This is a genomic window from Pseudomonas sp. GL_090 (assembly GCF_057837765.1).
In genome coordinates, this window is sequence record NZ_CM174452.1 from 4,376,822 (window position 1) to 4,387,661 (window position 10,840).

The 10,840-nt window shown below is 60.4% G+C and carries 7 protein-coding genes; all 7 read right to left on the bottom strand.

From position 1 onward, the window contains the following. Positions 1 to 3,228, bottom strand: a complete 3,228-nt coding sequence (locus tag AC3ITA_RS19690) for a transporter substrate-binding domain-containing protein (protein ID WP_489278247.1) — start codon at positions 3,226 to 3,228, stop codon at positions 1 to 3. After that, entirely contained in the window at positions 3,229 to 3,855 is a 627-nt protein-coding gene (locus tag AC3ITA_RS19695) for a response regulator transcription factor (protein ID WP_095942544.1), read from the bottom strand. 108 nt (positions 3,856 to 3,963) lie between these two features. Then, positions 3,964 to 4,365, bottom strand: coding sequence for an ANTAR domain-containing protein (locus AC3ITA_RS19700; RefSeq protein ID WP_095942597.1), 402 nt, complete (start codon positions 4,363 to 4,365; stop codon positions 3,964 to 3,966). 105 nt (positions 4,366 to 4,470) lie between these two features. After that, positions 4,471 to 5,187: an MgtC/SapB family protein gene (locus AC3ITA_RS19705; RefSeq protein WP_489278248.1), complete on the bottom strand. Its 717-nt coding sequence runs from the start codon at positions 5,185 to 5,187 to the stop codon at positions 4,471 to 4,473. A 139-nt stretch (positions 5,188 to 5,326) separates the two neighbouring features. Next, entirely contained in the window at positions 5,327 to 8,041 is a 2,715-nt protein-coding gene (gene mgtA / locus AC3ITA_RS19710) for a magnesium-translocating P-type ATPase (protein ID WP_489278249.1), read from the bottom strand. 568 nt (positions 8,042 to 8,609) lie between these two features. Next, positions 8,610 to 9,947 (bottom strand): lysine N(6)-hydroxylase/L-ornithine N(5)-oxygenase family protein, encoded by a 1,338-nt coding sequence (locus AC3ITA_RS19715; RefSeq protein WP_489278250.1) that lies wholly within the window; start codon positions 9,945 to 9,947, stop codon positions 8,610 to 8,612. 136 nt (positions 9,948 to 10,083) lie between these two features. Then, positions 10,084 to 10,563: a sigma-70 family RNA polymerase sigma factor gene (locus AC3ITA_RS19720; RefSeq protein WP_150674013.1), complete on the bottom strand. Its 480-nt coding sequence runs from the start codon at positions 10,561 to 10,563 to the stop codon at positions 10,084 to 10,086. Positions 10,564 to 10,840: the final 277 nt, after the last annotated feature.

A 10,840-nucleotide genomic window follows, 5' to 3' on the forward strand; every position in this document is an offset into this window, starting at 1 on the left:
TCAATCCTGCTCCAGACGCTGGTCCAGACGGGCCATGGCCTGCTGCAACCGGTCGACGGCGCCATCGATCATTGCCGCGCGGCCGTCATTGCACGCCTGCTCCAGCTGTTCGCAACACTCGACCAGGGCGAGCGCGCGCACCATCAGCGCCCCGCCCTTGATCCGGTGTGCCAGTTCCTGCAAGCCCGGGCGATTGCCGCCGGCGTGCAAGGCCAGTAAATGCACGCGATCCTCGCGGTTGCTCAGCGCCAGATCGTGCAACAGTTGATCGATCAGCTCACGGTCCGCATCCGCAAAGCGCTCCAGCCCGCTCAAATCGAACTCGGCGACGCCAGGATCATCGATAGCCGTTAAGGGTGTGCTGGAAAACCGCTGGGCCAGCCACGCCTGCAAATCCACCAGGCGAATGGGCTTGAACAGGCAATCGTCCATGCCCGCCGCCTGGCACCGAGCCTTCTCCTCAGCCTGCGCATTGGCGGTGAAGCCCAGAATCAGCGTCGACGACAACCCCTGCACCCGCTCTTGCTCGCGTATCGCACCCGCCAATTCATAACCACTGAGCTGCGGCATGTTGCAGTCGGTGATGACCAGGTCGAACCCTTGCCTGCGCCACTGTTCAAGCCCCTGCGCCCCGTCCTCCGCCAGCACCACGCTGTGGCCCAGATAGCTCAGCTGCCGCGAGAGCAACAGGCGATTGGCCGGGTAATCATCGACCACCAGAATCGACAACGCCCGGGTCGTGAGTTGCGCCGGATCCTGGGGCATCCCCCCCGCTGGCAATGCTTGCAGCGCGGGCAGCACCAGGCTGATATCCACCCGCGTGCCGCGCCCAAGCTCACTGTCGAGGTGCAACCGGCCGCCCATCATTTCGCACAGGGTACGACTGATCACCAGGCCCAGGCCGGAACCTTGCCGGGCTGTCTGCTGACTGTTACCCGCCTGCACGAACGGGCTGAACAGACGTTGCTGGTCGAGCGCGCTGATGCCGATGCCGCCGTCCTCGATCTGTACGCTGACGGAGAGGTGCGCCGGGGCTTGAGGCCGCACCCGCAGTGTCAGGCTCACCTGGCCTTCACGGGTGAACTTGATCGCGTTGCTCAGCAGATTGGACAGCACTTGTTTGAAGCGCGTGGGATCGAGCATCACGTCACAGTCACTGTGTTCGTCGAGTTCGACCCGCCACTGCAGATTCTTCTGCACCGCCAGCCCTTCGAAAACCCGGCAGACCGACGTCACCAGCGCTTGCAGATTGACCCGCTCCGGCGCCAGCGACAAATGCCCGGATTCGATCCGGGCGACGTCCAGAATGTCGCCGATCAAATCCAGCAATTGTTGCCCGGCGTTGGACGCCACCTCGATGGCGGCGCGGTCGGTCTCCCCTTCATCGGCCCGTTTCAGTGCCAGTTCGAGCATGCCGATCAGCGCGTTCATCGGCGTGCGGATTTCATGGCTCATGGTGGCCAGGAACGTGGTCTTGGCCCGGTTGGCATCGTCCGCCGCGTCCTTGGCTTCCTGCAATTGCCCGAGCAATTGCTGACGCTGGCTAATCTGTCGGCGCTGCCACACAATCCCGGCCAACGCGAGCAACAGCAAGACACCCGCCAGCGCAAATGCCTGCACGATCGCCTGCCGGTGTCGTAGCCAATAGCTCTGCTCGACCATCGCGTCATAGCGCCAGGGTTGGGTCAGCTCGTCAATTTCTTCGGGGGGGATGCTCAACAGCGCCTTGTCCAGGATCGAATGCAGCTCGGTGGCCTCGCGGCTGGTCGCCAGGGTGCTTCGTGCAGGGTCGGTGCCCACGGTGCTGGTCACTTGCAGGCGATCGCGATACTGCCGGGAAATCAGGTAACGGGCGCTGATCAGGGAGTTGATGCCACCCTGAGTCTCGCCCTGGTCGACCATTTCCATGGCGTCCGTCGACAGGGGCGCATCCACCAGCTGGATCTGCGGGTAATGCTGGCGAAGGTACTCGCCGACAATGTTGCCCTGGGTCAGCGCCAACATCCTTCCCGCCATGTCATCCAGCGTCCTGGGGCTGTCCGTGTCCACGCGGGTCACCAGCACCGAAGGGCTGCTCAGAAACGCGCGGGTGAACAGCAATTCATCTTCACGCTGGGAGCTGAGGCCGATACCCGCCAGGACATCGATTTGCCCGCTTTTGATGCCGGTCATCATCTCGGCCACCGACTTCATGCCCCGGATGTCGAATTGCAAGCCGGTGCGCAAACTGATTTTCGTCAGCACATCGACGCCAATACCGCGGAACTTGCCTTCGCTGTCGACAAATGAAATCGGCGGGATATTTTCGTTGATTGCGACCTTCACCCGCGGGTGCCGTTTGAGCCAGTGCTGTTCGGCCACGCTCAATTGTAATGACTGAGTGCCCGGGAAAGACACCCCGTTGGCCCCCCAGCGGCGCAGGATGTTCATTTGTTCATTGGTGGTGATGGCCGCCAGCGCCTTGTTGACGATGGGCAACAGCGAATCGTTGTCGCGGGCCATCGCAAAGGCAAAACGCCCGGATTCCATGGGCGAGAAGTCCGTCAGTTGCACGTTGTTCAGGTAATTTTTGCTGATCAGGTAATGGGCATTGATCGCATCGCCCAGGTAGACATCGGCCTGGCCGAACGCTACGGCGCCCATCGCCGCCAATGTCGAGGGAAACAACTGGACCTGCGCCCTGGAATAGAACTGTTGCACGCTGTATTCGGGCAAGTAGTGATACAGCATCACCAGCCGCTTGCCGGCCAGTGTCGGGTCGAGCACCGGAGGGAAATCGGTGCGGGTGACCAGCACCGGTTGATCGACCGCATAGGCGCTGGACATCTGCAGCTGTGGATCTTCGGCTTCAAATCGATTGGCCGTTCCCAGCAGGTCTGCCTGCCCCTCCTTGATGGCCCGCACCGCATCGGCCCGGGACGGATAACGTCGGACCTCGATGGCGACGTTCAACAATTGTTCGAGCAATCCGGCGTAATCGGCGGTCACGCCTTCGAATACCTTGCCCGCCGTATTGAACTCGAAGGGAGGATAGTCCGGCGCCGAGACAGCCAGCACCAATCGGCCATTTTTCTGTAGCCAGCGCGACTCGGTTTGCGACAACCTGACGCTCAGGCCTTCGACGCTCGAGCGCCCCAACAGGGTCAACGACTGTTGTGCACAGACCGTCGATGCCCAGAGAAAAAGGCCGATCAGCACCCCACCTGCCAGTCGTCGGAGTGCGTTCATTCAGATCAGATGATTGCGCAGGGCGAAATCCCTCAAGTGCACCGACGAGCTCACGTTGAGCTTGAGGGTGAGTCGGGTCTTGTAGGTACTGACGGTCTTGTAGCTCAGGTGCATGATCTCGGCGATTTCCAGGTTTTTCGAACCCCGGGCCAGGTACTGCAAAATGGTCAACTCACGATTGGAGAGCTTTTCGATCAACTGCTTTTCGCTGCGTTGCAACTCCCCCATCGACACAGAGCTCGAGGAGATCTGGGCGAAATAGGTATAGCCGGCCATAACGGAATTCACCGCCGCCTTCAGATCATCCAGGTCCTTGCTCTTGGAAACATAGGCAACAGCCCCGGCACGCATGCAGCGGTCCTGATAGAACTGGGCCTCCAGTGAAGTGAACACCACCACGCGACATCGCGTGTTTTCGGCCTTGATACGGTCCATCACCTCAAGCCCCGCCACACCGGGAAGACCCAGATCAAGCAGCACGACATCCGGTCGATGCTCCCGGATCAACGCCAGGACCTCATCGCCACGGGAGGCCTCGTAAACCTGCTTGAACCCTTCGCCCTTGAGTACGAGTTGGATCATGGAGCGAACCACCGGATGATCTTCCACAATCAGTGCTGACTTCATGACAACTCCCGTGCAAAACAACACGATCGGGCAAAAAATGCCCTCCAGGCACCGCAGCGGTGGGGCACAACGCTGCGCACAGACTTTTGCATGGAAGGCTGGAAAGAACTACCTGACAGAAATGACAGTTCCGACAAACGGTAGGCGATGTTCGATGGCGCTCATCAGCTGCGTAATGGACGTCAAGTCAGGCAGCGCGGCCTGGCTGAGCTGGACGTTGCCCGCGACTGGCGGCAACGACGCCTGCTGTACATTGAAGATAAAGGCCTGATGGACTTGCGGGTTTTCGGTAAAGAAATTCAACAGGTCCAGCCCTTCGCTGGCCATCGCTCCATTGATGAGCACCAGGTCCAGAGGCTCGCAACCGTACTCCACCAGTGGAAGGAGCTCGTCGAGACTCTGCACCGGTGCCACGCGAAAGTAGCCGAGCTGATTGAACAGCCGCTCGATCCGCAGGCGGTTGAAGTGCTGCGCATCGGCGATCAGGATGCGCAAGGATTTGTTCGGCAAGATCACCTCCAAAAGGATGTCGGTTTCAAGAGGTCGCAAAGCCTACGGAAGACCTTCCTAGATTTATGTAGGAATATTCCTAAATAAACGCCGGTTAATCTGACTTTACTCCGTGGTACTCGGACTCCAGAACGCCTGCACCACCAAGGTCGAAGTCGAAATCCGTGCCACCAGCGCATCCAGTTCATCACCATCGACCGAGGTGGTGGCCAGGGTGGCTTCGATTTCAATTTCATCCTTGCCGAAGGCGTGCACATCGACATCGCTGGCCGGGTAGTTGCTGCGTTCCAGCTCGGCTTCGAGCAAGGCCAGCACGGTTTTCTGCTGCGTGCGTCGGGCAATGACATAGACGATGTTGGTGACTTCCGCCGAAATCACGTCCAGCGGCTGACGGTTGATGTTGTTGACGATCGGCCGCAGCAGGGTGTTTGCCGCCAGCACAAACAAGGTGCCGAGCAACGCCTCGGCCAGCAGGTCGGCACCGGCGCAGGCACCGACCGCCGCCGAGGTCCAGAGCGTGGCGGCGGTATTGAGGCCGCGCACATTGCCCTCTTCGCGCATGATCACCCCGGCACCGAGAAAGCCGATACCGGAAACCACGTAGGCGACGACCCGCACAGCGCCTTCGGCACCGGCGAGCCGGTTGGCCATGTCGACGAAAATCGCCGCGCCCACCGCCACCAGCACGTTGGTGCGCAGGCCCGCGGTGCGCTGCCGGTACTGGCGCTCGAAACCGATCAGACCACCGAGGATGAAGGCCGCGCTGAGGCTGACCAGGGTGTCGAGCAGGGAGTTCAGGTTGAGGTTGTTGATGGCTTGCATATGAAAATCCTTGAAAAACACACGATCCCTGTAGGAGCGAGCCTGCTCGCGATGGACTCAAGAACGCCGCGTTTAGCCAGTAAACACGCGTTATCGTTAACGACCATCGCGAGCAGGCTCGCTCCTACATCTGGCAGCATTACTGCCAGCCAAACCGGCGAATGTAGAACCCCTTCACCGCCTGGGTCAGCGCCATGTACGCCAGCAGGATCACCGGCAGGAACACGAAGTACAGCGACGGCAGCGCCTGCAATTTGAAGTAATGGGCCAGCGGTCCCATCGGCAGGAAAATCCCCACGGCCATGATCAGCCCGGTCATCACCAGCAAGGGCATGGCCGCGCGGCTTTGCAGGAACGGGATCTTCGGCGTGCGGATCATGTGCACGATCAGGGTCTGGGTCAGTAGTCCGACCACGAACCAGCCGGACTGGAACAGGGTCTGGTGATCCGGGGTGTTGGCATCGAACACGTACCACATCAAGGCGAACGTGGTGATGTCGAAGATCGAACTGATCGGCCCGAAAAACAGCATGAAGCGCCCGACATCCGCCGGTTGCCAGCCCTGCGGTTGCTTGAGCATTTCCTCATCGACGTTATCGAACGGAATGGCGATCTGCGAAATGTCATAGAGCAGGTTCTGCACCAGCAGGTGCATCGGCAGCATTGGCAGGAACGGGATGAACGCACTGGCCACCAGCACCGAGAACACGTTGCCGAAGTTCGAACTGGCGGTCATCTTGATGTACTTGAGCATGTTGGCGAAGGTCCGGCGCCCTTCCAGCACGCCCTCCTCCAGCACCATCAGGCTCTTTTCCAGCAGGATGATGTCGGCCGCTTCCTTGGCGATGTCCACGGCGCTGTCCACCGAAATACCGATGTCGGCGGTGCGTAGCGCCGGGGCGTCGTTGATGCCGTCGCCCATGAAACCGACCACGTGTCCGTTGCCCTTGAGCAGCCGGACGATGCGCTCCTTGTGGGATGGCGTCAGTTTGGCGAAGACGTTGGTGGTTTCCACCGCTTTCGCCAGCTCGGCATCGCTCATGCCTTCGATGTCGTTGCCCATCAGTAGGCCTTGCTGTTCCAGGCCGACTTCGCGACAGACTTTCGCCGTCACCAGCTCGTTGTCGCCGGTCAGTACTTTCACTGCCACGCCATGGGCTGCCAGCGCCTTGATGGCTGGGGCAGTGCTTTCTTTCGGTGGATCGAGGAACGCCACGTAACCAATCAGCGTCAGTGCCTGTTCATCGGCCAGGCTGTAGGTGTCGCGTCCTTCGGTCATCGGCCGAGCAGCAACCGCCACGACACGCAAGCCTTCGCCGTTGAACGTGGCCGTGACCTGACGGATTCGCGCCAGCAATTCTTCGCTCAAGGCTTCATCGACTTCGCCATGGCGTACCTGCGAGCACACCGCCAGCACCTCTTCCACCGCGCCCTTGCAGATCAGCAGGTGCGGTTGATCGCGCTCGGCGACCACCACCGACATGCGCCGGCGGGTGAAGTCGAACGGGATCTCGTCAACCTTGCGAAACGCCGTGCCGACTTTCAGCTCACGGTGGATCTCGACGTGTTCGAGCACCGCCACATCCAGCAGGTTTTTCAGGCCGGTCTGGTAGTAGCTGTTGAGGTAGGCCATTTCCAGCACATCATCGCAGGCGTTGCCCCAGACGTCGACGTTGCGCGCCAGGAAGATCTTGTCCTGAGTCAGTGTGCCGGTCTTGTCGGTGCACAGCACGTCCATGGCGCCGAAGTTCTGGATGGCGTCGAGGCGTTTGACGATGACTTTCTTGCGCGACAGGAACACCGCGCCCTTGGCCAGGGTCGAGGTGACGATCATCGGCAGCATTTCCGGGGTCAGGCCCACGGCGATCGACAGCGCGAACAGCAACGCTTCGGTCCAGTCGCCCTTGGTGAAACCGTTGATGAACAACACCAGCGGCGCCATCACGAACATGAAGCGGATCAGCAGCCAGCTGACTTTGTTGACCCCGGTCTGGAACGAAGTCGGCGCCCGGTCGGTGGCGCCGACGCGCTGGGCCAGGGCACCGAAATAGGTGCTGTTGCCGGTGGTGACAATCACCGCCATGGCCGTGCCGGACACCACGTTGGTGCCCATGAACAGGATGTTGTCCAGTTCCAGGGGGTTGATAGTGTCGCGGTCCTGCTGGCGGGGAAATTTTTCCACCGGCATCGATTCACCGGTCATGGCCGCCTGGCTGACGAACAGGTCCTTGGCGCTGAGCACCCGGCAATCGGCGGGAATCATGTCACCGGCAGACAGCACGATCAGGTCGCCCGGCACCAGTTGCCTGATCGGCAACTCGATACGCTGCGCGCTCTGGTCCTCAAGGTCGCGGCGCATCACCGTGGCGGTGTTGCTGACCATCGCCTTGAGGGCATCGGCGGCCTGGTTGGATTTGGTTTCCTGCCAGAAGCGCAGCAAGGTCGAGAGCACCACCATGGAGAAAATCACGATGGCGGCTTTCATGTCTTCGGTCAGCCAGGAGATGAGCGCCAGCAAGGTCAGCAGCAGGTTGAACGGATTCTTGTAGCAGTGCCACAGGTGGGTCCACCAGGGCAGCGGCTGTTCGTGCTCGACTTCATTGAGGCCCAATTGCTCGCGCAGGGCATCGGCTTCAAGTTCGCTCAAACCGTCGGTGTGACTGCCCAAATTGTTGAGCAGTTGCCCCGTGTCGCTGCCGGCAGCGGCCACCAGGGTTTGCGCCAGGGTGGGCGGGACTTCACGGCTGACCGTGGTGTCGGTGAAGGTTTCCAGCAACGCAAGGCGACGGAAGTGCCGGGCGATGTGGCGGTTACGCAGGAAGCCTGCGAAGAATTCCTTGAGGGTAAGTTTCATGGCTGGTGCCCCTTTGGTCAGCCGGGAAACCGTCGAGCAGGCAGGTCCACGCCGCTGCCGCCGGAACAACCGGCAAAGCAAGGCCTGGCGCGCCGGTCACGAATGACAGACGTGTCGATAGAGCGGCGGCCACGACAAAAAGTCGAAACCACGCACTGTTCAGCGTCGATGAGAGGGACGTCGGGACATGGCCGGAACTGGCCATGATCGGGATGCCGCTGCTCGCTTGTCGGCGAGACAACGGCACAGGAGACTGCGCGTTATCTTGCCGAGAAAATGCCGGTTACCGAGACCGGCCGACAACTGTCACTCGAACAAGTACCCACTGTGGGTCTCCGTAATGGATGAAAACGCGCGAAGCTTACGCCCCGATGTTTGGCGAGTAAACCCGTTACAAAGTCTTGCCGGGGGTATCGCGGGGTTCTTCAGGAAGGGTTCAGGATTGAGGGTCTTGGGTGATTTCAATGGCCTCATCGCGAGCAGGCTCACTCCTACATTGGTCCTGTGAACACCGGTCCATTGTAGGAGCGAGCCTGCTCGCGATGGCGGCCTTACAGACGCAGCAAACTCAGCTGGCAGTGGCCAACAACAAATCCACCACCGACCGCCCATGCCCGCGATGCTTGCCATGCTCATACAACGACCCGGCAATTTCATCGGCACGAATCGGCAGGATCGACAGCAAGGTGTCGCTCAGCCCATGGCTGGCCTGGCAAAAGCCCTGCATGTAGAGGCCGGCCTTGCAGCGTTCATCGGTGATCAGCTTGTAGTGGCGATCGACCTCGAAATCCCCCAGGTACTCCTCCAGCGGCGCCAGCAGCTTGCGGTGCATCTGCCGCTCGTAACCGGTGGCCAGCACCACGGCGTCGTAGTGACGCACCGAGACTTCACCGGTGGCGTTGTTGCGCAACACCAGTTCGATGCCGCGTTCGTTGGCGGTGGCTTTTTCGATGGTGGTCAGGGTGTGGAAGGCATGGCGGGCGATGCCCGAGACTTTCTGCCGGTAGAAGATGCCGTAGATGCGCTCGATCAGATCGATGTCCACCACCGAGTAGTTGGTGTTGTGGTACTCGTTGACCAGTCGCTCGCGCTCGCTGTCTGGCTGCTGGAACACCAGGTCGGTGAACTCCGGCGAAAACACTTCATTGACGAAGGGGCTATCGTCGGCCGGCTTGAGTGCCGAGCCGCGCAGGATCATGTCCACCTGCACCGACGGGAAGCTGTCGTTCAAATCGATGAAGGCCTCCGCCGCGCTCTGCCCGCCACCGATGATCGCAATGCTCATCGGCCGGTTGTCCACGCACGGCTGCCTGGCCATCTGCGCCAGGTACTGGGAATGGTGGAACACCCGGCCGTCATCCTTGAGCGCCTTGAACACCTCGGGAATGCGTGGCGTACCACCGGCGCTGACCACCACCGAACGGGTGGTGCGCACCTGCTGATGCCCGCTCCCATCGCGGGAAATCACCCGCAATGCCTCGACCTGATGGTTGTGCAGCACCGGCTCGATGGTCAGCACTTCTTCGCCGTAGCGGCTTTGCGCGGTGAACTGCCCGGCGACCCAGCGCAGGTAGTCGTTGTACTCCATGCGGCACGGATAGAAGGTGCCCAGGTTGATGAAGTCCACCAGGCGCCCGTGGGCCTTGAGGTAATTGACGAACGAGTAAGGGCTGGTCGGATTGCGCAGGGTTACCAGGTCCTTGAGGAAGGAAATCTGCAACTCGCTCTGGGTCACCAGGGTGTTGCCGTGCCAGCGGTAGTCGGCCTGCTTGTCGAGAAACAGCACATCCAGATTGCCCTGGCTCGCCCCGCGCTCTTGCAGCGCGATGGCCAGTGCCAGGTTCGACGGGCCGAAACCGACGCCGATCAGGTCGTGAACGAGGGGCGATGCAATTGCCTGTGTCATTTCCAGTGTCCTCTGGATGTTCCCCGCCATAGCGGGACATTGAACCTAAGTGACCTGACAGGCCGTGGGCCGCACAACAGGTCGTCTGTTGAGTAGGAACGAGGACCGTGAAAAAAAATTTAACCGCCCGGGATCACTAGGCGTCCCACTGTCGCATGCGTATACGGCAATGCTTCATGGCATTGACTATGTGCTTCTCGACCATTGCCCGGGAAATGCCCAGTTGCTCGGCAATCTGCGGATGGGAAAGGCCTTCGATCTTGCGCAGCAGGAAACTCTCGCGGCACAGCCTCGGCAACTCCGCCAGGGCACTCTGGAGCATTTCCAGGCGCTGGCCATGATCGAGCACGTTTTGCGGCGAAGGGGTGAAATAGCGCTCCTCATTGTCGAGCACGTCCAGGGGTTCGGCCTGACGCAGGGTATTGCGTCGATGGTCGTCGATGACCAGGTTGAGGGCGGTGCGATAAAGGAATGCCCGGGGCTGCTCGATCGGCGTATCACTGGAGCGCTCCAGGACCCGCAGATAAGCGTCATGCACCACATCTTCGGCCACCTGACGGTTGCCCAGCCTGGCGTTGAGGAAACACACCAGTTCGCGATAGTAGTTTTCCAACATGACTCCCGTCCGCATGGGGGTGCGGTTTCTGTCCTTGAGCCGGTTCGGTGACCGCTGAATTACACAGTGGCACGACAGTGGCAGTTCGAGTCGCGTAATTTATAGTAATTCTCATATAGATTTAAAGTACTGCTTCAACTTGCCCGATAAATTGTCTCGCCCCCTGTAGGAGCGAGCCTGCTCGCGATGGTCGTGAACGATGATGCGTATTTTCTGATTTATCGCGTCGTCCTTGCGGCCATCGCGAGCAAGCTCGCTCCTACAGTGGGTTGTGTCG